The sequence below is a fragment of the Halococcus morrhuae DSM 1307 genome, from assembly GCF_000336695.1.
GTDB classification, from domain to species: domain Archaea; phylum Halobacteriota; class Halobacteria; order Halobacteriales; family Halococcaceae; genus Halococcus; species Halococcus morrhuae.
In genome coordinates, this window is record NZ_AOMC01000109.1 from 64,105 (window position 1) to 89,081 (window position 24,977).

The following is a 24,977-nucleotide window of genomic DNA, read 5'->3' on the forward strand; positions in this document are numbered from 1 at the left end:
CCCACCTCACCCGGGAATCCGCTTAAACCCTTCGGACCTGTTCGATAGTTTACAAAAGATATGAACGGCTCTCGACGTCGAAATCGGGCGGTTCGCGCGTTTCGTCGGTATCGACGAAGTGAAATGTTCCCCCTCGCGGGGGCGGTCGCTCAGGCAAACTCACCCACCTCCGCTTCGAGTGCGCGCTCGGCAGCGACGAGCGCCTCGCGACGCTCGGCAAGCTGCTCCCGATCGTCCTCGATCCCGTCCTCCATCTCGTCGAGCACCGCCGCGACCGCACCGGGTGCGGGACCGCCGACGGAATCACGACTCGCCACGCTCGCCGCCGGATCGAGCGCCGCCTCGACGGCCTCGCGCTCGACGTACGCCGAGAGCGCGTCGTCGAGTACGTCCTCGGCGGCCGCCCTGACGGCCGCGTAGTCAGCACCCTCCTCGGCAGCCTGCGCCAGTATCTCGTGGGCAGACCGAAACGGCACGCCGTGCATCGCGAGCAGATCGGCGACGCCGGTCGCGGTCGCGAACCCGTCGCCCGCCGCCGAAGCCAGCTCGGATTCGTTCCAGGACGCGGTCGCGACCGCACCCGCCGCGACCTCCGTTGCGGGGACGACCGCATCGACGGCGTTCCAGATGTGGGGCGTCGCCTCCTGGAGATCGCGATTGTACGCCCGAGGCAGCCCCTTGAGCGTCGTCAACAACCCATTGAGGCCGGCGCTCGCGGTCCCGGCGGACGCCCGGACGAGTTCGAGCGTGTCGGGGTTCTTCTTCTGGGGCATGATCGACGAGGTCGAAGCGTAGTCGTCGTCGATCTCGACGTACCCATCGGCCGCGAACTCGACGAGATCGGTCGCGAGCCCAGAGAGCGTCACCGAGAGGGTCGCCAGCGCGCTCGCCGCCTCGACGAGGAAGTCCCGCGTCGAGACCGCGTCCATCGAGTTCTCGAGAACCGCATCGAACCCGAGCAGCTCGGCGGTGCGCTCGCGGTCGACGTCGAAGGGCGTGCCCGCGAAGGCCGCCGCGCCGAGCGGCGATCGGTTCGTCCGGTCGTAGGCCGCACGCAACCGCTCCGTATCGCGTCCGAGCGCTTGCGCATACGACGAGAGGAAATGGCCCACGGTGATGGGCTGGGCAGGCTGGCGGTGCGTGTAGCCGGGCATCGTCGTTTCCGAATGCGCGCTCGCCTCCTCGACCAGCGCCTCGCGAAGCACGAGCGTCGCCTCGATCGCATCGAGGAGCTCCTCGCGCAGGCGATACCGGATGCACGTCGCTACCTCGTCGTTGCGGCTTCGTGCGGTGTGCATCCGCCCGCCCTCTTTCCCCGTGCGCTCGATAACTGCCGTCTCGATGGCGGCGTGGATGTCCTCGCCGTCGAGCGCGTCGTAGCCCGTTTGCTCCACGTCGGCGAGCGCATCGAGGATCGTGCTCGCGCTCTCGTCGTCGATGATCCCCTGCTCGGCGAGCATCACGACGTGCGCACGGTCGACCGCGAGATCGGCCGCGAACAGCCGCTCGTCCGCGTCCATCGAGGAGAGAAAGCCACGGGCGGGGCCGCCGCTGAAGCGCTCGCGGCGCACCACGTCGCCTCCCTCCTCGCTCATCTCAGTCGCCCCCGCTCTCGTCGCTCACGCCGCCGTCGGCGGCTGCTTCGGGCGTCTCGGCCTCGTCGATGACCTGTCCGGCCAGCCGCGACTGGAAGCCGTGGTACTTCGCCACGCCGGTGGCGTCGTTCTGCTCGATCCCGCCGCCGACGTCGGCGGTGTTGAACGAGGCTGCCGAGGCCGAATACACGCCGTAGGGACTCTCGCGGCCCACGGGTCTGGCCTGCCCACCTTCGAGTTTGATCGTGACGGTGCCGGTGACGCGCTCTTGGGTCGAGTCGATGAACCCGTCGAGCGCGTCGACCAGCGGCGCGGCGAGCAGTCCTTCGTAGGCTTTCTCGGCCCACTCGTGATCGATCTGCGTCTTGAAACTGCGCTCCTCCTTGGTGAGCACGAGCGACTCCAGGGCTTCGTGCGCGTTGAGGAGCACCGTTGCCGCGGGATGCTCGTAGTTCTCGCGGACTTTGAGCCCGAGCATCCGGTCTTCCATCAGATCGGTGCGTCCAACACCGTGTGCACCAGCGACCGCGTTCAACTGTTCGATGAGCTCGATCGCACCGGTCTTCTCACCGTCGAGCGCAACCGGACGCCCCTCCGCGAACTCGATTTCGAGCAGTTCGCTTCCGCCCTCGGGAGGCTGTGTCCAGTCGTAGATCTCCTCCGGGGGGACGTAGGAGGGCTCTTCGAGGTCCGACCCCTCGACCGAGCGGCTCCAGAGGTTGGTGTCGATGCTCCACGCGCCGCCGTCGCCACCCTCGACAGGGAGATCACGCACGGCGGCGTACTCCTGCTCGGCCTCGCGGGTGAGTCCGAGCTCGCGCACCGGTGCGATCACGTCGAGATCGGAGGCGCGCCACACGGTCTCGAAGCGGAGCTGGTCGTTGCCCTTGCCCGTACAGCCGTGAGCGAGCGCCGAGCAGTCGTTTTCGAGGGCGGTGTCAAGGATCGCCTCGGCAATCACGGGTCTGGCGAGCGCCGTCCCGAGGGGGTAGCCCTGATAGGTGGCGTTCGCGCGGACGGCGTCGAGGCACGTCTCGGCGAAGGCCTCGCGCGCGTCGATCACGTGATGTTCGAGATCGAGCGCGGCGGCGGTCGCCTCGGCCTCGTCGAACTCGGCCTCGGGCTGGCCGACGTCGACGGTGACGCCGACGACCTCGTCGAAGCCGTACTCCTCTTCGAGGATCGGGACGCAAACGGTCGTGTCGAGCCCGCCGGAGAAGGCGAGTGCGATGCGGTCGGAATCGGCTGTGGATGTCGTATCTGTCATCTGGTGTGGTAGTGATGGTTCGTCCAGCGAACCCTTCGGGTAGGCTGGAGAGCGTATCGGATCGGTTGGAGAGAAGTGTATGCGGGCCTAAAGGCCCGGTCGTCGCGGTCGGAGCGCCCACGCGCCGGCGGTCGAAAACGAGCCGGCGTCGTGTGTCCGCGTCATATGCAGCCTGTGGATGGCCGCCCTATTAAATGCTTCCGGCTCGGCAACGCTTGCACCGCCGACCACCACGGTCATTCCGCTCGCTCCCCTCTCGCGAACGTGTTCAGCCTCAACGTCCCGGCTCCCGGACGAGTGAAACGCCTCGCGGCGACACTCCATCCCCGGCTTGCAGGGTTCGAGCGCGTGCGCGAGCGCCACTCGCTGGTCTGCAAGCGCTTCGAGTCCGAGGACTACGCCCATCTCTCCGAGCGCGTTCGGCGGGTACTCGACGGGACGACATCGATCGAAGCGCGCGTGACGGGTATCGAACTCTTCGAGGAGCCCGTTCGTGGTCCCGGGCCGGTGGTCTATCTCGCCGTTGCGAGTCCGGGACTCGTGGCGATCCACGAGCGCCTCGTCGATACCTTCGGCGCGATCGCCGACCTCGAAGGCGAGGCGTACGTCCCGCACATCACCCTCGCCCGTGGGGGGAGCGTCGATCGTGCCGAAGCGCTCCGTTCGCGCACCGTCGACCCGATCGAGTGGTCGATTTCCGAACTCCGATTTTACGATGCGACCCACGACGAGCGCGCTGGAACCCTCTCGCTGCCGGTATCGTACTGAAAAAAAAAAGTTTACTGCCAGTCGGCGAGCGTGGCTGCCTCGGCGAGCGGGAGCGAAAGCCAGGCGTCGTCCCGCGAGATATCGGCGATGACGAACCGCTCGACGCTACCGTCATCGTCGACCGAGCTCATGACGTCCTCCGCGGAGCCGGCTGTCGCCACAGCGGCCGTATCTGGCGTCATACTATGTGAGTACATACCAACGATATATAAATTCACCGGACTGTGGTAACGACACTGCCGGACGGCAGTTCCCGTCATCGTCGTTCACATCACGACGATAATGTAAAACAACGGCGTCGAAGTTGGGCGAAGCGTTAACACAAAACTTATGCGCATACGGCAAAGCTTCACTAACTGGAATGAGAGACGATAACAGCCAGACGCGACGTCGTTTCCTGAAAACGACCGGTGGTGCGGCGGGGGCGCTCGCGCTCGCCGGCTGTACGGGTGGCGGCGGAGGGAACGACTCCGGCGGCAACGGTTCCGGTGGTAACGGGAGCGGTGGTGCCAACGGCTCGGGTGGCAACGGGAGCAGCCAGCAGACCCAACAGAACATCGAGGCCGACCCCTCGAAGGTGCTCCAGCGGATCAACAGCACTATCACCACGTTCGACCCGATCGAGGCGACCGACGAGGCCAGCGGCTACGTCAATCAGCAGCTCTACGACATGCTGATGAACTACCCGGACGGGAAAGCCGACCCGAAAAAGGGCCTCGCCAAGAGTTTCGAGCTCTCCGACGACAACACGACCTACACGTTCACGCTGAAGGACGCGACGTTCCACAACGGCGATACGGTCACGGCACAGGACGTCGTCTACTCCTGGGAACGACTCGCGGCCTCCTCCAGCTCGAAACGAGCGTACTTCATTCTCGATTCGCTCGGTGTCAAACACGAAACGACGACGCAGGACGGCGAGGAGACGTACAAACCCGGCTCGCTCGCACTCAACGCCAAGGACGAGAAGACCCTCGAAGTCACGCTCTCGGCCCCGTTCCACGCGGCCCAGGAGATGATGGCCTACAACTCCTTTGCCGTGCTGCCCGAGGGGTACGTCGGCGATATCGAGGGCTACGACGGCGAAGTATCCCAGCAGAAGCTCTCCACCAGCGACCCGGTCGGTGCCGGTCCGTTCAAACTCAAGGAGTGGAACTCGGGCACCGCGGCCGAAGTCGAACGGTTCGACGACTACCACGGCGGGAAGGCCTCCGTCGCGGGCGTTCACTGGCAGATCATCGAGAAGGCATCGCCGAAATACAACTACTCGATGAACAAGAACTCCGATGTCTTCGAGATCCCGACCTCCCAGTACGACCCGAGCAAGGTCAACGTCCAGCGCGGCCCCGACGACCTCGGGCGGGAGTTCGGTACCTACGGGAAGGTCCGCAACGGTTCGACGCTCCAGTATCTCGCGGTTCCCGAGATCAACACCTACTACGTCGGATTCAACATGGCGAAGGTGCCGAAGCCGGTACGACAGGCCTTCGCCTACGCCGCGAACCAGCAGCAGTTGACCAAACAGGTGTTCAAGGGCCGCGGCGTCCCCGCCTATCACCACACGCCGAAATCGATCTATCCCGGTGGCGGTGCGAAGGCCTACGACAAACACGCCAAACAGAACTATCCCTACGGCTACAACAAGAGCCAGCTCCAGAAGGCCCAGAAGGTCATGAAGGACGCGGGCTACGGCCCGAACAACCGCTTCACCGTCCAGTGGACCCAGTATCAGGACGACTCGTGGCTCTCGCTCGGCAAGCTGTTCCGCGATCAGCTGTCGAGCGCGTTCATCGACATGCAGATCCAGCAGACCCCGTTCGCGACCCTCACCGAGCGCGGTCGCAGCGGCAAACTCGAGGTCTACACGCTCGGCTGGATCGCCGACTGGCCGGCCCCGGACAACTTCCTCCAGCTGCTCAACCCGCCACAGACCGACACGTCCTCCGACGCGCCGCTGTCGTACATCAACTGGAAGCCGGAGAACGGCGACGCAGCAAAGCAGGCATCCAAGGCGTACGAGGCGGTCTCGAACAACCAGGCACCGACGAAGCAGGCACAGCAGGCCCGCAACAAGGCCTACGTCAACATGGAGGAGGCCAACTGGGAGGACGTCGGCTTCCTGCCGCTCTACCACAGTCTCGGTGAACGCTTCGCGTACAACTGGGTCGACATTCCGCCGTACGGCGGGATGGGCGACAGCCGCCAGATGTACAACGACGTGAAGATCGCGAAGCAGCGTCAGTAACCACACCCTTCACGGTGTGTGGTTTGCAGTTCCGATGTTCGGTGGTGATCGATCGCGCCGAGAGCCGTCCGAACGTAACCGAAAACTATAATGAATCCACATCACATACGAACGTGCAGCATGAGAGCTAGTTTCGCGGTGAGTACTGCCCCATGAGTCGCTGGAGCTACTTCCTCCGGCGGCTCGTGCTCTCGATCCCGGTCATCCTCTTCGGGACGACGATCGTCTTCATGCTCGTCCGTCTGGGACCGATCGACCCGGCGGCGGCGATCGTCGGCATGGGCAACCCGCAGGGGATCGAACGGATCCGTGAACAGCTCGGTTTGACACAGCCACTCTGGCAGCAGTATATCGACTTCATGATCAACATGTTCACCCTCGATCTCGGCCAGTCGTGGGTGATCCAGCCCGGCCGGGACGCCTACAGCCTCGTCGCGAGCTACGCGCCCCGGACGATCTGGCTCGGCTTCTGGTCGGTCGTCATCGCGCTGTTCATCGGCATCCCGCTCGGCTTCTACGCCGGGCTCAACCCGAACACGGGCGGGGACTACTTCGCCTCGTTCGGCGGGATCGTCTGGCGGGCGATGCCGAACTTCTGGCTGGCGATCCTCCTCGTGAGCGTGCTCGTCCAGTCCCAGGACCTCCTCTTCGGCTTCAACTGGTCGAACTGGCTCGTCACGACCGATATCCTCTCGCCACCGAACTTACGATTCCTCTCGACCCCGCTCGAAGCCATCACGAACCCGATCGACTGGTGGGTTTCGACCGGCGCGAACGGCTCGTTCCTCGCGGCGCTGAAACAGATCGCGCCCGCGGCGATCGTGCTCGGATCGGCCTCGATGGGCAACGAGATGCGCATCGGTCGTACCGCGATTCTGGAGACGATCAACTCCGACTACGTCGAGACGGCGCGCGCAAAGGGTGTTTCGGGGCGCAGCCTCATCTGGAAACACGTCTTCCGCAATGCGCTGATCCCGCTGGTACCGATCATCACCGGTGAGGCATTCCTCCTGGTCGGTGGATCGGTGCTCGTCGAGACGGTGTTCGCCATCAACGGGATCGGCTATCTGTTCTATCAGGCAGCGCTCAACGCTGATCTCCCGCTGCTGGGTGCGCTGATGTTCATCTTCATCCTGATCACCGTCTTCACGAACATCCTCCAGGATCTGCTGTACACGCTGATCGACCCGCGCGTCGGCTACGAAAGCGAGTAATCCATGAGTGAGACACAATCCGACGAAGAAGTACCGCTCCGAGACCGCATCGCGGCGAACCCGCGTCCGGCGCTGCAGTGGCTCGCCGGTGCGATCGTCCTGCTGGCCGTCGAGTTCGGCGCGTTCATCGGCGTCATCATCCAGCTCGCGTTGACGGTGGTCCGCCTGCTCCCATCGAACCCGGGGGCGGCCGCGCTCGCGAGCGCCGGTGAGGCCGCCGAGTCGATCCCGACGCTGCTCACGCGCGGTCTCATCCCGAACCAGGGCTATCAGACCGCGAGCGGCGAGTGGATGGGGACGTTCCTCGGACTGGAGCCGGCGTACGCGTGGCTGTTGCGGGTCGTCCTCATCTACGCCTACGCGTTCGTCTGGCTCGGCTGGTTCTGGGTCGGCTACCGCTGGTTCCGCGATCACTACCGGTACGCCGACTGGACGCCACGGGACGACGTCGTCGACCGGCTGCGCTCCCATCGATGGGGTCAGTTCGGCTTCGTGCTCGTGCTCGCTTTCTTCGTGTTGGCGCTGTTCGCGCCGGCGCTCGGCCCGACGACCGTCGACGCGAACATCCAGAGTCCCTACACGCATTACACGAAATACTACGACGACGAGATCGAGTCGGTCTCGAACGTCACCGTCGGCACCGCGAATCTCGGCTCGACCTCGCAGGGGGCCGGCGGCGAGAACGTCGGTCCGTGGAGCTACGACGACTACGGACGGTTCCATCCGTTCGGGACGCTCACAGATGGAAAGGACCTCTTCACGTTCATGGCGGCGGGGGCGCGTATCTCGCTGATGATCGGGCTCGTCTCTCTGATGATCGCGGGCTTCATCGCCACCGCGCTCGCCATGCTGACGGCCTACTACAAGGGTCTCGCCGATCTCGCGGCGGTCATCACTAGCGACTCGATCCAGTCGCTGCCCGTCCTGTTGGTGTTGATCCTTGCCTCCGCGGTCTTCGGCAACACGTGGATCGCGAACCTCTACAACGGGGCGGTACTGCTGATAGCGATCTTCTCGGTCACGTACTGGCCCTTCTTCTGGCGGGCGCTCCGCGGTCCGGCGCTCCAGATCTCCGAACAGGAGTGGATCGACGCCGCAAAGAGTTTCGGCCAGAAGCCACGAGTCATCATGCAAAAACACATGTTCCCCTACGTCGTCGGCTACCTGCTGATCTACGCATCGCTGACGCTCGGCGGCATCATCATCGCCGTCGCGGGACTGTCGTATCTCGGTCTCGGCATCACGCCGCCGACACCCGAGTGGGGGCGGGCGATCTCCGCCGGCCAGCCCTATGTGGCGACCGCCTCGTGGCATATCTCGCTGATCCCGGGCATCATGATCACGCTCATCGTCGTCGGGTTCAACGCGCTCGGTGACGGCATCCGCGACGCGCTCGATCCGCAGAGCGAGGGTGGCGAGGAGACCGGTGGCGAGGCCGCCGTCGCCGGAGGTGGTGGCGCATGAGCATGCAGTCCCCGCGCGAACGCACCGCGGGCGAGACCGTGCTCTCCGTCGAGAACCTCCGAACGGCCTTCTTCACCGACAAGGAGACGATCCGTGCGGTCGACGGCGTGAGCTTCGACGTTCGGGAGGGCGAGACTGTCGGCATCGTCGGCGAGAGCGGGTCGGGAAAGAGCGTGACGGCACGCTCGATCATGGGGTTGATCAAATCCCCGGGGCGCGTCCTCGACGGCGCGGTCAACTTCCGCGATCGCGACGTCCTCTCCCAACTGGTCGACTCCAATCGGAAGCGTACGGCCGACGTCGCCGGTCTCTCCGACACGGAGCGGGCCAACGCCGTCGACGAAGACGACTTCGCGTTCGTCGAGGAGTGGGACGGCGACGAGCCCGCCGATGGCTACATCGACGTCACCCGGGTGCCGGATTCGGCGCTCAGAACGCTCCGTGGCAACGGTATCGCCATGATCTTCCAGGATCCGCTGAGTTCGCTCAACCCCGTCTACACCGTCGGCAACCAGATCAAGGAGGCGCTCAGGCTCCATCAGGGGCTCCGGGGGCAGGCGGCGACCGAGGAGGCGATCAACCTGCTCGAAGCCGTCTCGATCCCCGACGCCAAACGCCGCATCACGGAGTATCCCCACCAGTTCTCCGGCGGGATGCGCCAGCGCGCGGTGATTGCGATGGCGCTGGCCTGCGAGCCGAAACTGCTCATCTGCGACGAGCCGACGACGGCGCTCGACGTGACGATTCAGGCACAGATCCTCGAACTCCTCTCGGACATTCAAGAGGAACGTGGGCTGTCGATCGTCTTCATCACCCACGACATGGGTGTGATGGCCGAGATCGCCGACCGGCTCAACGTGATGTACGCCGGTGAGATCGTCGAGACCGCGCCCGTCGAGGAGGTGTTCGCGAACCCGAAACACCCCTACACGCAGGGGTTGCTCGAATCGATCCCGGGTCGCCATCCCGGCGAGGATCGGCTGCGAACGATCGAGGGCGACGTGCCGACGCCGAACGAGCCCGCGACCGACTGTCGGTTCGCGCCGCGGTGTCCGGAGGCGTTCGCCGAGTGCGAGAGCGTCCATCCGGTCTCGGTGCCGGTGAACGAGGGGGCGAGCGACCACACCGCCGCCTGCCTGCTCTACCCCGACGACCAGTCGCGCGAAAGCGCCGTCGAGACCCATCGGCGGCGCGGCGAGGACAGCGAGGAGGCACTCAATGAGTGAAACGATTCAGCGCGAGACGGAGGTATCGAGCGGCGAGACGCTGGTCGACGTCGAGAACCTGAAGACCTACTACGAGGACGGTGGGCTGCTCTCGGACGAACCGGTCAAAGCCGTCGACGACGTGACGCTCCACATCGAGCGCGGCGAGACGCTCGGGCTGGTCGGCGAATCCGGCTGTGGGAAGACCACGCTCGGGCGGACGCTCGTCCAGCTGGAGTCGGCGACCGCCGGCACGGTCGAATTCGACGGCACCGACGTCACGAAGCTGTCTGGCAGCGAGCTGAAGAACTGGCGGCGGAACGCCCAGATCGTCTTTCAGGACCCCGAATCCAGTCTCAACGACCGGATGACCGTCGGCGAGATCATCCGCGAACCGCTCGACGTCCACGACTGGAAGTCGCCACGGGAACGCCGCCAGCGCGTGCGCGAACTGCTCGAAACCGTCGGGCTGCGCGAGGAGCATTATTACAGATATCCCCACCAGTTCTCCGGCGGCCAGCGCCAGCGCGTCGGCATCGCACGGGCGCTCGCGCTCTCGCCGGAATTCATCGTGCTCGACGAACCCGTGAGCGCGCTCGACGTCTCCGTGCAGGCGAAGATCCTGAACCTCCTGGAGGAGCTCCAAAACGAGTTCGGACTCACCTATCTGTTCATCGCGCACGATCTCTCGGTGGTGCGCCACATCTGTGATCGCGTCGCGGTGATGTATCTCGGCAACATCATGGAGGTCGGCCCCGCCGAGGAGCTGTTCGCGGACCCGGCGAACCCCTACACGCACGCGCTGCTGTCGGCGATCCCCGAAGCCGATCCCCAGAGCGACAAGGAGCGCATCACGCTGCGAGGAACCCCGCCGAGCCCGCGCGATCCGCCGACGGGCTGTCCGTTCAGCACGCGCTGTCCGGCGAAGATCAGGCCCGAGAAATATCGCGATACGGACGACGAGCTCTGGGAACGCATCGAGGTGTTCCGTGAGGTGTTGCGCGAGCGTGATCGTGCCGAGCGCTCGCTCTCCGAGCGTGCGCGCGCACTGATCGGCATGGACACCCGATTTTCGGACGTCGACGAGATGCATGAGGAGCTGTTCGGCGATGTCGCGGTGCCGCCGTCGATCCAGGAGCAGCTCGACGCGGTGGAAGAACACCTGCGTGACAACGACGAGGCGGGCGCGATCGATCTCCTGCGCGAGGAGTTCGGCAGCGAGTGCGACACGGAGACCCCAGCTCACCACGAAGTGAGCGCGGCCGGCCGGACGAGCCTCTGTCACCGTCACAAGGACGAACACGAGGAGCCGGCCGAGTTCTTCACCCACACCGTCTTCGGCGAGCAGTGATGGCCGCCGACCGGCCGCACCCGGAGGCGCTCCGACTGCGCCAGGCGCTCGACGCGCTGGTCTACGCCGTCGCGTTCGTGGCCGTGCTCGTCGCGATCGCGGCGATCGTGAGCGTCCCGCTCGGCTGGGGGCTGGTCGGCGTGAAGTTCGCCCTGTTCTTCGTCGGCTTCTTCGTCTTCGGCATTTCGGCGTTCCAGCTTCGACCGACGCCACCGTGGAAGGACGACGACCCGGCCGACGAGCGCGAGGAGACGCGCTTTCAGGCGGCTGTCCAGCGGCTGCCGCCGCTCGGGCGCTACGGGCTCGCGCCCGACGACCGGCTGCCGGCGTCGGCGAAGCTGTTCGTCGCGAGCGTGCTCGTGTTGGTGACCTCGTTCGTGATGGAGGCGGGCTTCGGCATCGCCGCCTGAGACCGCGCCGACAGGCTTTACACGCCACGAGTCCCAGCGCGCGTATGCCCGAAACGAGCGAGAACCCGGATCAGGGCGACCGGATCGCCGCCCGTTCCGACGGTCTGAAAGAGGCGTGGGCGGCCACGCTCGACGACATGGACGCCCTCGCCGCCGAGTACGAGGCCGACGGCTGGGAGACGCTTACCATCCCGGCCGGCCACACGTCGACCGAAGCGCCCGAGAGCGGCGACGAGGAACGCTTCGGACTGGTCTACGTGATCCCCGACAACTACGCCGAGGAGTTCTCCGATGTGTTCGACGATGGCGAGTTCCCGCGCTACGACGTCTTTCGCAACGAATCACACGGCCAGGTGTTCCTGGTGACGCTGCTCGCCGATCCCGAGAGCGAGACGGCGGTGTTCGTCGCCGGCGGGTTCGAGCGCCGTGGCTCGCGGCCGCTGATGGGAGCCGCGAGCGACGCCGGGACGATGTACACGCATCTCCAGACGCTCGACGGCACGCAGCTGGGTTCGTTCGAGCACGACGATCCCGAGAAGTTCTTCCCGGCGACCGATTACGACGCCGTTCGGTAGCCCGCGAAGTGGAAGGACTTTGTAGGTGGGAAGCCAGTGACCCCGTATGAACGTCGCCGACGCGATGACGCCGCGCGAGTCGCTCGTTACGGTTTCGCTGCCCGGGACGCGCGACGACGCGCTCGAATACCTCCAGGAACGAGCGTTCTCCTCGGTTCCCGTCGTCAAGGGTGAGGGCGACGACGAGGAGTTCCGGGGGCTGGTCTCGCGACAGACGCTCATCGAACATCCCGACGAGGACCAGCTCGCCCTGCTGGTCGAGGAGGGACCGACGACGACCACCGAGACCGCCATCGAGGCGGTCGCCGCGACGATGGTCGAAGAGCGCGCCCGTCGCGTCCCGGTGGTCGACGGCTATTTGGAAGGGATCGTCACCGTCACCGACGTCGTGCGAGCCATCGCCGAGGGCGAGGCTGCCGGCAACACGCAGGTCGGCGAGCTCGCCTCTCGAACTGCGAACGCCGTCTACGTCGATACGCCGCTGACGGTCGCCGAGCGCGAACTCTCGCATTCGGGCGTGCCCTACGCCGTGGTGCTCGACGACGACGGCGAGATGTGTGGCATGCTCACCGAGCCCGATGTCCTCGAAGTGGCTCGGGTCGTCGAGGGCGAGGCCGAGACCGGCGAGTCGATCGCCGATCAGGACGACGATTGGATGTGGGAGGGGATCAAGGCCGTCGGCAACCGCTACTTCCCGACGCGAAACGTCGAGATCCCCCACGAGCCGGTGCGCGAGTTCATGACCGCCGACGTCGTGAGCGTCGGCACCACGCGAACTGCACAGGAGGCCGCGCGGGCGATGATCACGAACGACATCGAGCAGATCCCGCTGGTGGGCGGGAGCGAGCTCATCGGGATCGTCCGGGATATCAACCTCCTGGAGGCGCTCGATGGCTGATGTGACGACCGGCGCGGACGCCGACACGCTCGCGGAACTCGCCAAACGCCGCGGCTTCTTCTTCCCCGCAAACGAGGCGTACGGCGGCGCGAGCGGCTTCTACACCTATGGGCCGGAGGGCGCGGCGCTGAAGCGCAACCTCGAAGCGAGCTGGCGCGAGCGGTTCGTCACCCGCGAGGACAACATGGAGATCTCCTCGCCGACGGTCACGCCGGAGCCGGTGTTCGAGGCCTCCGGACATCTGGACGGCTTCGACGACATGATCCTCGAATGTCCGGAGTGCGGTGCGAACCACCGCGCCGACCACCTCGTCGAGGACAACACCGATATCGAGGAGGCGGAGAGCCTCGGCACCGAGCGCATCGCCGAACTCATCGCCGATCACGGGATCGCCTGTCCGTCGTGTGGGACCGAGCTGGCCGACGAGCCCGTCGAGGCGTTCAACCTGATGTTCGAGACGACGATCGGGCCGGGCTCCTCCTCGCCGGGCTATCTTCGTCCCGAAACGGCCCAAGGGATCTTCGTCGAATTCCCCCGGCTGGCCGAGTACGCGCGCAACCAGCTTCCCTTCGGCGTCGCCCAGATCGGCCACGGCTACCGCAACGAGATCAGCCCTCGGCGCTCGCTCATCCGGGTGCGTGAGTTCACGATGGCCGAACTCGAACAGTTCGTCGATCCCGAGAGCGACGAGCCACCCATCGAGCGCGTCGAAGACGTCACGCTGCCGCTCTATTCGGCGACTGCACAGGAGGGTGAGGGAAGTATCGAGCGCATGACCGTCATCGAGGCGCTCGACAGGGGCGTCGTCGAAAGCGAGTGGATCGCATACTATCTCGCGATCGCACGGGAATGGTACGAGGCGGTCGGCGTCGACATGGAGCGGTTCCGCTATCGCCAGCATCTACCCGACGAGCTCTCGCACTACGCCAGCGACTGCTGGGACGCCGAGGCCGAACTCGACGGCAACTGGATCGAGATCACCGGCTTCGCCGATCGCGGGGCCTACGACCTCTCGAAACACGACGACCACTCCGACGAGGCGTTCTCGGTGTTCAGACCCTACGACGAGCCGAAGACCGTCGAGCGCCCCTCGGTCGAGCCCGACATGAGCTATCTCGGGCCGGAGTTCGGTGCGGATGCCGGCGACGTGGCCGAGGAACTCGCCGCGCTCGCCGAGCGGGACCCGTCGGCGTTCGACGGTGACGAGGTTGCGGTCGAACTCGACGGCGAACAGTACGAACTACCGACCGAGAAAACCGGATTCGCGGTCCGCGAAGAGACCATCACCGGCGAGCACGTCACGCCCCACGTCATCGAGCCCTCGTTCGGCATCGGGCGCGTGCTCTACACCGTTCTGGTCCACAGCTACCGTGAGGACGAAGTCGAGGGCGAGTCACGGAGCTATCTCGCCCTCCCCTCGGACCTCGCACCGACCTTCGTCGGCGTGTTCCCGCTGATGGACAAGGACGGGCTCGGCGAGCACGCCCACGAGATCGCCGCCGACCTGCGCGCGGCCGGCTTCACGGTGAACTACGACGACTCGGGCAACATCGGGCGGCGCTACCGCCGCCAGGACGAGGTCGGGACGCCCTACTGCGTCACCGTCGATTACGAATCGCTCGACGAGGGGACGGCGACGGTGCGCGAGCGTGACTCCACGACTCAGACGCGTATCGCGATCGACGAGCTGCCCGCCCGACTCGCGGCGCTGCGGGCGGGCGAGTCGCTCGTCGACTGATGGGCGAGCTCAAGCGCCGGGCCGTCCACGCCAGCGGCACGGCGCTGCCGGCGGCGTATCTCCTCGATCTCATCAGCTACGAGCAGTTCCGCTGGCTGCTCGTCGCCGGCTCGGTCGTCGTCTGCTGTCTCGAAGCCCTGCGCCTGTTCGTCGGCCTCGACTGGCGGCTCTACGACGAACTCACCCGCGAGTACGAACAGGACAACCTCGCTGGCTACGCGCTCTACACGTTCAGCGGCACCGCCGTCGCGCTCGTCTTCCAGCCCGCGATCGCCATCCCTGCAATCCTGATGCTGACGATCGCCGACCCGCTCAGCGGCCTGCTGGGCTCCGGCGAACTCCAGAGCATGAAGGAGCTGTCGGTGATCGCGGTCACGTTCGCGGTCTGTTTTCTCATCGCGTTCCCGTTCGTCGCCCCCGTTCCCGCGGTCTGCGGCGCGTTCGCCGCGACGCTCGCCGACGGCGTCAAACCCGTCGTCCGGGGTTACGTCATCGACGACAACCTCACGATCCCGATCGCGGCGGCGGTCGCCATCACGATTGGACTCCGGCTTACCGCTCACGGGCTCCCATTTGCTTCCGGCTAGCGACCGCCCCGAAACTCGATTTCACTTTCACCCGCATCTGCGAACGCTTATTCGGGATGGCCCGGTAGAACGGCCCAATGGCGACCACCGGTGAGGAGTCCGTCGAGCGCCCGCTCGTCGAACCGGGCGTGCTCGAACGCCGGCGCTATCAGGCCGAACTCGCCGACCAGGCCGCGAGCGGACACACGCTCGTCTGTCTGCCGACCGGACTCGGAAAGACGACGGTAAGCCTGCTCGTAACAGCCGCGCGCCTCCACGAACAGGGTGGAACGTCGCTGCTACTCGCCCCGACGAAACCGCTCGTCACCCAGCACGCCGAGTTCTATCGCGACGCGCTCACGATCCCCGACGACGAGATCGTCGTGTTCACCGGCGAAGTCAGCCCCGACGACAGGGAGGAACTGTTCGAGCGTGCGCGAATCGTCATCGCCACGCCACAGGTCGTCGAGAACGACCTCATCGGCGGTCGCATCGATCTCGCCACTACTACTCATCTCACGTTCGACGAGTGCCATCGCGCGTCGGGCAACTACGCCTACAACTACATCGCCGAGCGCTATCACGCAGATGCAGAGAAACCGCTCGTCACGGGGATGAGCGCTTCGCCAGGTGGTGATGAGGAGGCGATTCAATCCGTCTGTGAGAACCTCGGACTGGCGAGCGTCGCGGTGATGACCGAGGAGGACGCCGACGTCGCCGACTACACTCACGACACGTCCGTCGAGTGGGAACGCGTGACACTGCCAGACGAGATCCTCGCCATCCGGGATTCACTCGTCGCGGTGATCGAAGAACGGCTGGAGAAACTGAAGGAACTCGGCGTCTCGCACACGACGAGCGCGGACATCTCCCAGCGCGACCTCAACCGGATCCGGAGCGAGCTCCAGCAGCTCATCGACAACGATCAGTCGGAGGGCTACGAGGGGATGAGCATTCACGCCGAGGTGATGAAGCTTCGGCGGGCGGTGACGCTCGCCGAAACTCAGAGCGTCGAGTCTCTCAGACGGTATTTCGAGCGCCAGCGCAACGCCGCACGTTCGTCGGGTGCGTCGAAGGCGAGCCAGCGGCTCGTCTCCGAGGCCAAAGTGAGGGAAGCGATGGAGCAGGCGGAGACGTACGACGACCTCCACCCGAAGTTCCGTCGGGCGCGAATTTTGCTCGCGCAGTGTCTCGGCATCGAGGGCGGCGAGCGCGTCATCGTCTTCACCGAGTCGAGAGATACCGCCGAAACCCTCACCGAATTTTTGGGTGCGCATTTCGAGACCCGGAAGTTCGTCGGCCAGGGCGACAAGGAGGGGTCGGACGGGATGACCCAAAACGAACAGCAGGAGACCCTCGACGCGTTTCGCGCCGGGGAGTTCGAGGTGCTGGTCTCGACGTCGGTCGCCGAGGAGGGGCTCGACGTGCCCGAGGTCGATCTGGTGCTGTTCTACGAACCCGTTCCCACTGCCATCCGCTCGATCCAGCGCAAGGGCCGAACGGGGCGGCAGACCGAGGGCCGGGTGATGGTGTTGCTCGCCGAGGACACCCGCGACGAGGCCTACTTCTGGAAATCCCGCCACGAGCAGTCCCGGATGACCGGCGAGCTCGACAGTTTGAAAAACGCCGCCGGCAGCATCGAGTCCGATCTCGCCCAGCAGGGGCTCGACGCGTTCGAGGGCGATAGGGCTACGTCATCCGATGCCGATGCGACGGCCGATGGCGATAGCCAGCCCGGGCTGTCGTCGTTCGCCATGCCGTCCGAATCAGATCCGACCGGCGAAGCGGATGCTGACGAGGAAGGCGAGATCGATGCCGACGGCGTAACCGACGACGAGGGGGTGGTGGCGACCGCGGCGGGCGACGAGGGTGTCGAGATCGTTGTCGACCAGCGCGAGCTCGACGCCTCGATCGCCCGCGATCTCTCGACGCGCGAGGACTGCGAGACGCGTCTCGAAACGCTCGCCGTCGGCGACTACGTGCTCTCCGACCGAGTGGTCGTCGAGCGCAAATCCGTGAGCGACTTCCTCGACACCCTCACCGGCGGCGATCGCTCGCTCTTCGAGCAGGTCGGCGACGCGGCGCGTCACTACGCCCGGCCTGTGGTGCTCATCGAGGGCGACGACCTCTACGGCGAGCGCAACGTCCACCCGAACGCCATTCGGGGAGCACTCGCCTCGTTGGCGGTGGATTTCGGCGCGAGCGTGCTCCGGACCACCGACGAGTCCGACACGGCCGATCTCCTCCACGTGATCGCGGGCCGCGAGCAGGAGGTGGCCGACCGCGAGGTGAGCGTTCACGGCGAGAAGGGGGCCAAAACCCTCACCGAACAGCAGGAGTACGTCGTGAGTTCGATCGCGGATATCGGACCGGTGACGGCGCGCGCTCTCCTCGAAGAATTCGGCACCGTCGAGGGCGTGATGATCGCCAACGAGGCGGATCTACAGACGGTGTCGGGCGTCGGCGAAGTGACCGCCGAGCGCATCCGCGAGGTCGTCGGCAGCGACTACGATCCCTGATCGGCGGCGATACACTTTTTATTGATCCAATCGTTCGTACGGGCACCATGCGCCGCGGCTTCCGCTGGTTCGGTTACACCATCGTCGCAGTGATGGCTGGCCTGTTCGCTCTCTCCGGGTTTTCACTTTCCGGCTCGACCGAGGGACTGGTCGGCTTCGCGGGGCTATTGGCCGTTGGCGTGCTGTTCGTCCTCGCGGGATTTGAGACACCCCTCACGAGGCGGTTCGGCTGGCACCGGATCCTCGGACTCGGCTTCGTCATGATGGGGGTCGTCAATCTACTCACTGTTCTGTTCTCGTGGGCTGACGGTGGACTGCTTTATGCGGTCGCCACCCTCTCGCTGGCCGTTTTGTTCGCGTTCATGGGCTTCGACATCGCACGCGATGGCCCGCATTTCGATATCGATCCGGACGAGACGGTCTGACTACTTCCGAGCGGTCCGCACCGCGTTGAGCGCCTCGGCGGCCTCGCGGGCGGCGGCGAGATGCTCGCGCCTCCGCCCGAGATCATCGGTTTCCTCGGCCGTGGTCGTCAGTTCGCGGAGCGTGCGCGACAGCGACGCCTCGGCCGCCCCGAGGTCGCTTGCCCCGCTTGCGGGCCGAGCGGTCGTTTCTGACTGCTGTCCGCTCGCCCGACTCGTGCCATCCGTTCGAGCCGCTGTCTGCTGGTTCTGCGTCGGTTGTGCCGGACTCTGCGGCTGTTGGGCCGGGGTTCGTGTGGCCTGATCCCCGCTCGGGTTCGGCTGCGTGCGCGGCTGTTCGCTGGCGGGTTGCCCGCTACTCGCGTTCGCGGCTGTGGACTCGTCGGCCGCGTCCGTGGTGGCTGCTCGGTCGTCCGCCCCGCCATCGTCAGCGGACTGTTGACAGGTCGGACAGAACGTCTGGTCGTCGTAGCGAAAGAGCGGACTCCCACAGCGATCACAGTGAGTGTCGGTCATCGTCGCACCCTGAAGGAGCAGTTCGCTCATCTGCTCGGTCGTCTCGCGTTTTTCGTCCTCCTCGGCGAAGCGCTTGCGGAGTTTCTCGCGTTCGGCTTCCTTGTCGAACTCGCTCATACCCGATCAAGGCATCGCGCTTCAAAAAGGACTGTGGGTGTGCTCGCAGCGCCGTGACTGCGGGTGACGACCCTCGTGCTGGGGCTTCTGTGGTGCATCGGCAGCGGTGGACGGTTCCCGTTCGGAATCGTCACACCGTCGAACCGGGTAAACTTGCGTGGAAAATAGTGGGGTTCCGAAGCGCTTTAGCCCGCTCCGCGAGTCATTCAGGTATCATGGTCAAAGTGAGCGTGGTTGGTGCGGCGGGCACGGTGGGGGCGGCCGCGGGCTACAACATCGCGTTGCGCGGCATCGCCGACGAGATCGTTTTCGTGGACATTCCCGATCAGGAGGACACGACCGTGGGTCAGGCCGCCGACGTCAACCACGGCGTGGCCTACGACACGAACACGACGGTCCGGCAGGGAACCTACGAGGACACCGCCGGCTCGGACGTGGTCGTCATCACCGCTGGCATCCCGCGCGAGCCCGGCCAGAGCCGGCTCGATCTCGGCGAGGACAACGCACCGATCATGGAGGAGATCGGCGACTCGCTGGCTGAGCACAACGACGAGTTCGTCTCGGTCACGACCTCGAACCCGATGGACCTGCTGAACCGCCATCTCTACGAGATGGGCGATAGACCCAGGGGCCACGTCATCGGCTTCGGCGGCCGACTCGACTCGGCACGCTTTCGCTACGTGCTCGCCGACCGTTTCGACACACAGGTCAACAACGTGGACGCGACGATCCTCGGCGAGCACGGCGACGCACAGGTGCCCGTCTTCTCCAAGGTGCGCATCGACGGCGAGGACCGCTCGTTCGGCGACGACGAGCGCGCGGACATCCTGGAAGGCCTCCAGGAGAGCGCGATGAACGTCATCGAGCGCAAGGGCGCGACTCAGTGGGGACCGGCGACCGGTGTCGGCCACATCGTCGAGTCGATCGTCCGCGATACGGGCACGGTGCTCCCGGCCTCGGTCCCGCTCGACGGCGAGTACGGTCACGAGGGCGTGAGCCTCGGCGTTCCCGTCAAACTCACGAGCGACGGCGCGGCAGTCGTCGACTGGACGCTCTCGGAGTACGAGCGCGAACAGCTCGGCCAGGCCGCCGACAGGCTCGAAGAGCAGTACGACGCGATCCGCTGAGCCGAGCGAGCTTTCCTCTCTCACTACGTAGCGCCGTCGTGGAGCTGCACGTCCGCTACGAGGGTGACGACGATCCGGACAAATGCACCGCCCGCAAGCTCGCCCGCTTCGATCTCGCTACCCTCCATCGTTCGGCCCGCGAAACGCCCCCGGGTGTGGTGTTGAACCCGCACGCCGAGCAGGCGCTGTCGCCGGCCGATCGCCGTGACATCGCCCCGGAACGCCTCGTCGCGCTCGATTGCTCGTGGGAGACAGCCGAGGCCGAGCAGTTCTCGCTCGGCGGGCCACACCGGGCACTCCCCTTCCTGGTCGCGGCCAACCCGGTGAACTACGGCACGCCGTTTCAGCTGACGACCGTCGAAGCGCTCGCGGGCGCGCTTTGTGTTCTCGGCGAGCGCTCCCACGCCGAGGAACTCCTCGCGAAGTTCCGCTGGGGCCATACCTTCCTCGAACTCAACGACGAGCCGCTGCGGCGCTACGCCGACTGTGCGGATTCGGGCGATGTGATTGCCGTCCAAGAGGAGTATCTCGCCGCCGAGTAGCCCGTTTCGGAAACGCTTAACCCCGCCGACCCGTTGCGAGCGGTATGGCCAGATTCGACCAGGCGGAAGCGCGCATTCTCGAGAAGATGATCTGCATGCGCTGTAACGCCCGCAACCCTGCCGGAGCGGACAGCTGTCGGAAGTGCGGCTACAAGAACCTTCGTCGGAAGGCTCGCGAGCGCCGCAGCGCCTGAGACGGCTGCCCGGAATCCTTTTGGGTCGCACACGTCTACTTCGTCCATCATGAGCATGGGCTCGGACATGTACCGCCAGCAGATCCTCGACCACTACAAGAACCCCCGCAACTACGGCGAACTCGACGATCCCACCTTCAGCCACGTCGGCGAGAACCCGATGTGTGGCGACGAGATCACCGTCGATATCGAACTCGCCGACGACGGCGAAACGATCGAGTACGCGTCCTTCCACGGCGACGGCTGTGCGATCAGCCAGGCGAGCGCGAGCATGCTCACCGGCGAACTCCAGGGGATGACTCTCGACGAACTCGACGAGCTCGACCGTGACGACGTTATCGACCTTCTCGGTGTGGATATCAGCCCGATGCGCGTCAAGTGCGCCGTGCTCGCCGAGATGGTCGCCCAGGACGGTGCGGCCATCTACCGTGGCGAGAAGACCAACATCGAGAAGACCCAGACCGAGTAGCTCGGACGCGATATCGCCCCGCAACATCTATCCTTCCCGCTCGTTTCGAAACGAACAGTGATGCGATGACGCCCGCACTGCGTCGACGACGGGGCCGACCCCGACCGCGATCGTCCGTGGCGACGGAGCACGGGCGATGAGCCAGCGACTGCCGGAGGAGTGGTTCATCGAGGACGAGCGGACGAACGCCGCCATCGCGTGGCTGTTCGCGGCGGTGCTGGCGCTGTCGGCCGTCGGGAACGTTCTCGCCGGCGAGCTGGTGACCGCCACCGCCGCGGGCGTCGCGGTCGTCGTCACCGTCGTGCCGGCCTGGGTCGGGCGTTCGTGGCGGCGGACGATCCCGTGGCCGCTGCTGGCACTCACCGTGCTTCCGTTCGGTCTGAGCGCCGCCGAGTTGCCGTTCGTCGCCGGTTTCGTGCGCAGCATCGCGGTCGCGACGCTCGCGTTGCTCGTCGTCGTCACCCTCCAGTTGACGACCACCGTTCGAATGATGCCCGGCTTCGCGGTCTGGTTCGCGACGATCGCCACACTCGGCGTCGCCGGCATCTGGGCGTTCGGCTCGTGGCTGTCGGCGGAGTATCTCGGCACGGCCTTCTTCGAGACGAACACGGAGCTGATGGTGTTCTTCCTGACGACGCTCGTCGCCGGGCTGATCGCCGCCGGCGTGTTCGTCTGGTATTTCCGGCGGCGGCTGCGCGCGAACGCCGCACGCCGTCCGGCGGGTGAGACAGTATGAAAATCCGCCGTCGTATCGGCATCTCGCCGACCCAACAGGCGTGGCTCGTGCGGGCGATGCAGGCGATTCTCGCGGCCGTCGTGCTCGCGGGCGCGCTCACGGGGGCGGTCGGTACGGTCACGAACGCCGGCATCGCCCTCGCGGTCACATTCTTGCCGGCGGTGCTCGAACGGCGCTACACGCTCACGATGGACGTCGGCATCGTGCTCTGGATCACGACCGCGATGTTCCTCCACGCGGTCGGCACGCTCCCGCTCCCGTTTCTCGACTTCGCGAGCGCATACAGCTCGATCTGGTGGTACGATCACGTCACGCACGCGCTGTCGTCCTCGCTGGTCGCGGGCGTCGCCTACGCGACGACGCGCGCGATCGACGAACACACCGAATATATCGTCATGCCGCCGGCGTTCACGTTCGTCTATCTGCTCCTGTTCATCGTCGCTTTCGGCGTCGTCTGGGAGCTCCTGGAGTTCCTGATCGCCGAGGTCGCGGCCGCCTTCGGCACCGCACAGGTGCTCACCCAGTACGGGATCGAGGACACCGCGCTCGATCTGTTCTACGACATCATCGGCGGCGTCCTCGTCGCGGTCTTCGCCACCGCCCATCTCACGGATATCTCCGATCAGCTCGCCGCACGACTCGACGCCAGACGGGCGCAATAGCGCACTCCCATCACCGCTCGCGTCGAGCGTTCACACTTTGTGACGAACTTCACCGTGTTCGACCGACAGACATCGATCGGACACAGTTGCTCAGAGTCCGCCGGAAACGAGCGCATCGACGACACCGGGCAGCGACGTCGCCGCGGAGACGATCGCCAGCAACACCAGCGCCGCGTTCACCACCGAGAGCAGCCGCGAGTTGCGGTGCTCGCCCATGATGTCGGAATCGTTGACCGCCCAGAAGAGGAAGACGGCCGTGATCGGCAATCCGACGATGGCGTTGTAGGCCGGAAAGAGCAGGATCATGTCGATGATGCCGAGGCCGAAGAACATCGTGATCAGCGGCGAGAGACCGCTGATCGTGACCAGCACGCCGTAGATGAGCTTGAAGCTCCGGTTCGACGAATCGGTCTCCTTTCCGCGGGCGTGCTGGATGAGATACGAGGGCGTCCACATGATCGGGATGATGCTGTTGAACGCCGCCGCGACCGCGCCGACGAGGAAGACGGTACGCGCCCACTCGCCAAGCACCTCGCCGAGCGCGAGTCCCGGCGTGAGGAACGTTTCGAGCTCGGTGTAGCCCGCCGGTCGGAGCACGGCCGCCGCGAGCACGAGGATGGCGATCGTCGTCACGCCGCCGACGGCGTAGCCGATGGAGAGATCGCGGCGCATCGGTGTGATATCCGAAATCCCGGTCCAGCCCTTCTCGTCGACGAGATTCGATTCGAGGAAGAAGTTCGGCCAGAGTGCGGTCGTTCCGAGGATCGACGCCACGAGCGTGAGCGCACCGACGTTCGGGACGCTCGGGACGAACCCGCCGACGACCGTCGACAGCGGTGGCGCGGTCGTGCCGGTAACGGCGAGGTAGACGACGAGGAGACCGATCATCATGGCGGTCATCAGTTGCTCGATGCCCTCGTAGTTGAGCACGCCGACGCCGACGGCGGCCAGCCCGGCGAGGAAGGCCAGCGGCATCCAGCCGATCGCGCCGCCGAGCAGCAGGGAGAGCCCCTTGCCGACGGCAGCGGTCAGCTCGAACGCCCACAGCAGACAGCCGCTCGACAGGACAAGTGCGAGCGCGGTCGCCAGCCGTCCGCCGACTTTCCGTCTGATGAACACCATCAGCGGTTCGCCGAAGATGCCGAGCCGTGCGCTCATGTCCTGGGCCATGAAGCCGAGCAGCGCCGCGCCGACGACCGCCCACAGCAGCGCATAGCCGAAGCGGACGCCCGCAGAGCTGGCGATGAAGATCGATCCGGAGCCGAAGTAGCTGGCGACCATCACGAACGCGAGCCCGTACTGCTGGAAGAATCCCGATGCCGTGTCACGAAGTCGTTCTCGATACGATGATGTAGTGCCTGACATGTATATACTGGAACCCGGTTTCGCCCCGCGACCGACTCGTTACTGTCGACGTCGATAACGCGAACCGCGGAGCACTACGACGACCGACACTAGCCGTGCCAATCCCCTAAGTTCGTTGCTTGCGAATCGATATCCGTATGTATTTCATTGTATACCACACCACGGGGCGTCCTTCGCCGAAACCGACGGAATCCGAACGTTCGTGTTCACCGACTCTGCACCGATCTACAGGGCGAGCGAGGGAGCCACGACCAGAAGAACGACCCCGAGTAGTGCTTTCAGTCGGTCGGGCTCGATGCGGTGTGCGACCAGCCACCCGGCGACGACGCCGAGCAGCAGCGGCAGTCCGACGAGCGCGGCGAGCGAGGGCGAGACCGCGTCCTGGAGGAGATAGCCAAGCGCCGCGAACGAGCCGATGAACACCGACTGCACCTGTGCGACGGCGATGGCGGCCAACATCGGCGTGCCGACGACGATCAGCGCCGGCACCGCGATGACCGGTCCGCCGACGCCGAGCAGGCCGCTACACGCACCGAGCACGACCCCGAGCACGGCGTAGCCGGCAGCACCCGACCGCGTCGTGGGGTCGATGGTAACGATCACATCGAGCGCGCGTCGCTCGCGATAGAGAATGAGGAGCCCCGTCCCGCCGGCGAGCACGCCGAGCAGCAGGCCGAACAACCCCCGCGAAACGAAGCCGTTGAGCCACGCGCCGAACAGCGCCCCGACGACACTCCCGCCCGAGAGCAATCCGGCCGTCCACGCGTTCTCCCGCCCGAGTTCGCCGGAGCGAGCGTACGCCAGCGTGGCGACGAGGCCGGTCACGACGAACAGCAGCTGGGCCGTCCCGGCGACCGTCGTCGAGGGCAGCGGCGTCAGCGCATAGAGCGCGATCGTCAGAAAGACACCGCCGGGACCGATGGCCGCGATGCCGATCCCGGAGCCGAAGGCGATGGCGACGAGTGCGACGACGACGATGTTTGACAGGAGCATTGGAGCAGGTCGTCCCGTC

25 protein-coding genes are annotated in these 24,977 nt (G+C 65.7%); 19 read left to right on the plus strand and 6 right to left on the minus strand.

Annotation, left to right across the window (positions count from 1 at the left end):
* Window positions 1–149: 149 nt before the first annotated feature.
* Window positions 150–1,595: an argininosuccinate lyase gene (gene argH, locus C448_RS08725; protein WP_004053982.1), complete on the minus strand. Its 1,446-nt coding sequence runs from the start codon at window positions 1,593–1,595 to the stop codon at window positions 150–152.
* Between the two features lies 1 nt (window position 1,596).
* On the minus strand, window positions 1,597–2,862 hold the full coding sequence (locus C448_RS08730; RefSeq protein WP_004053984.1) for an argininosuccinate synthase: 1,266 nt from the start codon (window positions 2,860–2,862) through the stop codon (window positions 1,597–1,599).
* Between the two features lie 264 nt (window positions 2,863–3,126).
* On the opposite strand from C448_RS08730, the gene C448_RS08735 reads away from it, so the two are divergent.
* The gene (locus C448_RS08735; protein WP_049916200.1) at window positions 3,127–3,630 is read left to right on the plus strand and encodes a 2'-5' RNA ligase family protein; all 504 of its coding nucleotides are present in this window, start codon (window positions 3,127–3,129) and stop codon (window positions 3,628–3,630) included.
* An 11-nt stretch (window positions 3,631–3,641) separates the two neighbouring features.
* Here C448_RS08735 and C448_RS16290 read toward each other — a convergent pair whose 3' ends face one another.
* Window positions 3,642–3,812, minus strand: a complete 171-nt coding sequence (locus C448_RS16290) for a DUF7556 family protein (RefSeq protein ID WP_004053988.1) — start codon at window positions 3,810–3,812, stop codon at window positions 3,642–3,644.
* Between the two features lie 179 nt (window positions 3,813–3,991).
* On the opposite strand from C448_RS16290, the gene C448_RS08740 reads away from it, so the two are divergent.
* The 12 genes from C448_RS08740 (at window position 3,992) to C448_RS08795 (ending at window position 18,240) form a co-directional block, all read left to right on the plus strand.
* Entirely contained in the window at window positions 3,992–5,875 is a 1,884-nt protein-coding gene (locus C448_RS08740; RefSeq protein WP_004053989.1) for an ABC transporter substrate-binding protein, read from the plus strand.
* A 152-nt stretch (window positions 5,876–6,027) separates the two neighbouring features.
* The gene (locus C448_RS08745) at window positions 6,028–7,089 is read left to right on the plus strand and encodes an ABC transporter permease (RefSeq protein ID WP_004053991.1); all 1,062 of its coding nucleotides are present in this window, start codon (window positions 6,028–6,030) and stop codon (window positions 7,087–7,089) included.
* A gap of 3 nt (window positions 7,090–7,092) precedes the next feature.
* Window positions 7,093–8,553, plus strand: coding sequence for an ABC transporter permease (locus C448_RS08750; protein WP_004053993.1), 1,461 nt, complete (start codon window positions 7,093–7,095; stop codon window positions 8,551–8,553).
* Window positions 8,550–9,779 (plus strand): ABC transporter ATP-binding protein, encoded by a 1,230-nt coding sequence (locus C448_RS08755; RefSeq protein WP_004053995.1) that lies wholly within the window; start codon window positions 8,550–8,552, stop codon window positions 9,777–9,779. Before C448_RS08750 ends, C448_RS08755 begins: the two co-directional genes overlap by 4 nt.
* Window positions 9,772–11,109, plus strand: a complete 1,338-nt coding sequence (locus C448_RS08760) for an ABC transporter ATP-binding protein (RefSeq protein ID WP_004053997.1) — start codon at window positions 9,772–9,774, stop codon at window positions 11,107–11,109. The genes C448_RS08755 and C448_RS08760 overlap by 8 nt, the downstream gene beginning before the upstream one ends.
* Window positions 11,109–11,519: a DUF7555 family protein gene (locus C448_RS08765; protein ID WP_004053999.1), complete on the plus strand. Its 411-nt coding sequence runs from the start codon at window positions 11,109–11,111 to the stop codon at window positions 11,517–11,519. Before C448_RS08760 ends, C448_RS08765 begins: the two co-directional genes overlap by 1 nt.
* A 44-nt stretch (window positions 11,520–11,563) precedes the next feature.
* Window positions 11,564–12,094 (plus strand): DUF7529 family protein, encoded by a 531-nt coding sequence (locus C448_RS08770; protein ID WP_004054001.1) that lies wholly within the window; start codon window positions 11,564–11,566, stop codon window positions 12,092–12,094.
* A gap of 46 nt (window positions 12,095–12,140) precedes the next feature.
* Complete coding sequence (locus tag C448_RS08775; protein ID WP_004054003.1) at window positions 12,141–12,992, plus strand: CBS domain-containing protein; 852 nt, start codon at window positions 12,141–12,143, stop codon at window positions 12,990–12,992.
* Complete coding sequence (gene glyS, locus C448_RS08780; protein WP_004054005.1) at window positions 12,985–14,730, plus strand: glycine--tRNA ligase; 1,746 nt, start codon at window positions 12,985–12,987, stop codon at window positions 14,728–14,730. The genes C448_RS08775 and glyS overlap by 8 nt, the downstream gene beginning before the upstream one ends.
* On the plus strand, window positions 14,730–15,317 hold the full coding sequence (locus C448_RS08785) for a diacylglycerol/polyprenol kinase family protein (RefSeq protein ID WP_004054006.1): 588 nt from the start codon (window positions 14,730–14,732) through the stop codon (window positions 15,315–15,317). The genes glyS and C448_RS08785 overlap by 1 nt, the downstream gene beginning before the upstream one ends.
* Before the next feature lie 77 nt (window positions 15,318–15,394).
* The gene (locus C448_RS08790; protein WP_004054007.1) at window positions 15,395–17,815 is read left to right on the plus strand and encodes a DEAD/DEAH box helicase; all 2,421 of its coding nucleotides are present in this window, start codon (window positions 15,395–15,397) and stop codon (window positions 17,813–17,815) included.
* Between the two features lie 47 nt (window positions 17,816–17,862).
* Entirely contained in the window at window positions 17,863–18,240 is a 378-nt protein-coding gene (locus tag C448_RS08795; protein WP_004054008.1) for a hypothetical protein, read from the plus strand.
* On the opposite strand, the gene C448_RS08800 is transcribed toward C448_RS08795, so the two are convergent.
* On the minus strand, window positions 18,241–18,870 hold the full coding sequence (locus C448_RS08800) for an Sjogren's syndrome/scleroderma autoantigen 1 family protein (RefSeq protein WP_004054009.1): 630 nt from the start codon (window positions 18,868–18,870) through the stop codon (window positions 18,241–18,243).
* A gap of 215 nt (window positions 18,871–19,085) precedes the next feature.
* On the opposite strand from C448_RS08800, the gene mdh reads away from it, so the two are divergent.
* The 6 genes from mdh (at window position 19,086) to C448_RS08830 (ending at window position 22,600) form a co-directional block, all read left to right on the plus strand.
* Window positions 19,086–19,997, plus strand: a complete 912-nt coding sequence (gene mdh, locus C448_RS08805; protein WP_004054010.1) for a malate dehydrogenase — start codon at window positions 19,086–19,088, stop codon at window positions 19,995–19,997.
* Between the two features lie 38 nt (window positions 19,998–20,035).
* The gene (locus tag C448_RS08810; RefSeq protein WP_004054011.1) at window positions 20,036–20,539 is read left to right on the plus strand and encodes a DUF367 family protein; all 504 of its coding nucleotides are present in this window, start codon (window positions 20,036–20,038) and stop codon (window positions 20,537–20,539) included.
* Between the two features lie 44 nt (window positions 20,540–20,583).
* Window positions 20,584–20,733: a 50S ribosomal protein L40e gene (locus C448_RS08815; RefSeq protein ID WP_004054012.1), complete on the plus strand. Its 150-nt coding sequence runs from the start codon at window positions 20,584–20,586 to the stop codon at window positions 20,731–20,733.
* 49 nt (window positions 20,734–20,782) lie between these two features.
* A complete protein-coding gene (locus tag C448_RS08820; protein ID WP_004054013.1) occupies window positions 20,783–21,202 on the plus strand; it encodes an iron-sulfur cluster assembly scaffold protein in 420 nt (139 codons plus the stop codon).
* 136 nt (window positions 21,203–21,338) lie between these two features.
* On the plus strand, window positions 21,339–21,938 hold the full coding sequence (locus C448_RS08825; protein WP_004054014.1) for a hypothetical protein: 600 nt from the start codon (window positions 21,339–21,341) through the stop codon (window positions 21,936–21,938).
* Window positions 21,935–22,600, plus strand: coding sequence for a hypothetical protein (locus tag C448_RS08830; RefSeq protein ID WP_004054015.1), 666 nt, complete (start codon window positions 21,935–21,937; stop codon window positions 22,598–22,600). The genes C448_RS08825 and C448_RS08830 overlap by 4 nt, the downstream gene beginning before the upstream one ends.
* A gap of 90 nt (window positions 22,601–22,690) precedes the next feature.
* On the opposite strand, the gene C448_RS08835 is transcribed toward C448_RS08830, so the two are convergent.
* Both C448_RS08835 and C448_RS08840 read right to left on the minus strand, forming a co-directional pair.
* Window positions 22,691–23,965, minus strand: a complete 1,275-nt coding sequence (locus tag C448_RS08835; RefSeq protein WP_004054016.1) for an NRAMP family divalent metal transporter — start codon at window positions 23,963–23,965, stop codon at window positions 22,691–22,693.
* A 225-nt stretch (window positions 23,966–24,190) separates the two neighbouring features.
* Complete coding sequence (locus tag C448_RS08840) at window positions 24,191–24,958, minus strand: sulfite exporter TauE/SafE family protein (RefSeq protein ID WP_004054017.1); 768 nt, start codon at window positions 24,956–24,958, stop codon at window positions 24,191–24,193.
* Window positions 24,959–24,977: the final 19 nt, after the last annotated feature.

What these genes read in the sequence shown, in the direction of transcription:
- argH (WP_004053982.1), bottom strand. Translation starts at nt 1,595, where the DNA reads ATGAGCGAGGAGGGAGGCGACGTGGTGCGCCGCGAGCGCTTCAGCGGC.
- C448_RS08730 (WP_004053984.1), bottom strand. Translation starts at nt 2,862, where the DNA reads ATGACAGATACGACATCCACAGCCGATTCCGACCGCATCGCACTCGCC.
- C448_RS16290 (WP_004053988.1), bottom strand. Translation starts at nt 3,812, where the DNA reads ATGACGCCAGATACGGCCGCTGTGGCGACAGCCGGCTCCGCGGAGGAC.
- C448_RS08740 (WP_004053989.1), top strand. Translation starts at nt 3,992, where the DNA reads ATGAGAGACGATAACAGCCAGACGCGACGTCGTTTCCTGAAAACGACC.
- C448_RS08745 (WP_004053991.1), top strand. Translation starts at nt 6,028, where the DNA reads ATGAGTCGCTGGAGCTACTTCCTCCGGCGGCTCGTGCTCTCGATCCCG.
- C448_RS08750 (WP_004053993.1), top strand. Translation starts at nt 7,093, where the DNA reads ATGAGTGAGACACAATCCGACGAAGAAGTACCGCTCCGAGACCGCATC.
- C448_RS08755 (WP_004053995.1), top strand. Translation starts at nt 8,550, where the DNA reads ATGAGCATGCAGTCCCCGCGCGAACGCACCGCGGGCGAGACCGTGCTC.
- C448_RS08760 (WP_004053997.1), top strand. Translation starts at nt 9,772, where the DNA reads ATGAGTGAAACGATTCAGCGCGAGACGGAGGTATCGAGCGGCGAGACG.
- C448_RS08765 (WP_004053999.1), top strand. Translation starts at nt 11,109, where the DNA reads ATGGCCGCCGACCGGCCGCACCCGGAGGCGCTCCGACTGCGCCAGGCG.
- C448_RS08770 (WP_004054001.1), top strand. Translation starts at nt 11,564, where the DNA reads ATGCCCGAAACGAGCGAGAACCCGGATCAGGGCGACCGGATCGCCGCC.
- C448_RS08775 (WP_004054003.1), top strand. Translation starts at nt 12,141, where the DNA reads ATGAACGTCGCCGACGCGATGACGCCGCGCGAGTCGCTCGTTACGGTT.
- glyS (WP_004054005.1), top strand. Translation starts at nt 12,985, where the DNA reads ATGGCTGATGTGACGACCGGCGCGGACGCCGACACGCTCGCGGAACTC.
- C448_RS08785 (WP_004054006.1), top strand. Translation starts at nt 14,730, where the DNA reads ATGGGCGAGCTCAAGCGCCGGGCCGTCCACGCCAGCGGCACGGCGCTG.
- C448_RS08790 (WP_004054007.1), top strand. Translation starts at nt 15,395, where the DNA reads ATGGCGACCACCGGTGAGGAGTCCGTCGAGCGCCCGCTCGTCGAACCG.
- C448_RS08795 (WP_004054008.1), top strand. Translation starts at nt 17,863, where the DNA reads ATGCGCCGCGGCTTCCGCTGGTTCGGTTACACCATCGTCGCAGTGATG.
- C448_RS08800 (WP_004054009.1), bottom strand. Translation starts at nt 18,870, where the DNA reads ATGAGCGAGTTCGACAAGGAAGCCGAACGCGAGAAACTCCGCAAGCGC.
- mdh (WP_004054010.1), top strand. Translation starts at nt 19,086, where the DNA reads ATGGTCAAAGTGAGCGTGGTTGGTGCGGCGGGCACGGTGGGGGCGGCC.
- C448_RS08815 (WP_004054012.1), top strand. Translation starts at nt 20,584, where the DNA reads ATGGCCAGATTCGACCAGGCGGAAGCGCGCATTCTCGAGAAGATGATC.
- C448_RS08820 (WP_004054013.1), top strand. Translation starts at nt 20,783, where the DNA reads ATGAGCATGGGCTCGGACATGTACCGCCAGCAGATCCTCGACCACTAC.
- C448_RS08825 (WP_004054014.1), top strand. Translation starts at nt 21,339, where the DNA reads ATGAGCCAGCGACTGCCGGAGGAGTGGTTCATCGAGGACGAGCGGACG.
- C448_RS08830 (WP_004054015.1), top strand. Translation starts at nt 21,935, where the DNA reads ATGAAAATCCGCCGTCGTATCGGCATCTCGCCGACCCAACAGGCGTGG.
- C448_RS08835 (WP_004054016.1), bottom strand. Translation starts at nt 23,965, where the DNA reads ATGTCAGGCACTACATCATCGTATCGAGAACGACTTCGTGACACGGCA.
- C448_RS08840 (WP_004054017.1), bottom strand. Translation starts at nt 24,958, where the DNA reads ATGCTCCTGTCAAACATCGTCGTCGTCGCACTCGTCGCCATCGCCTTC.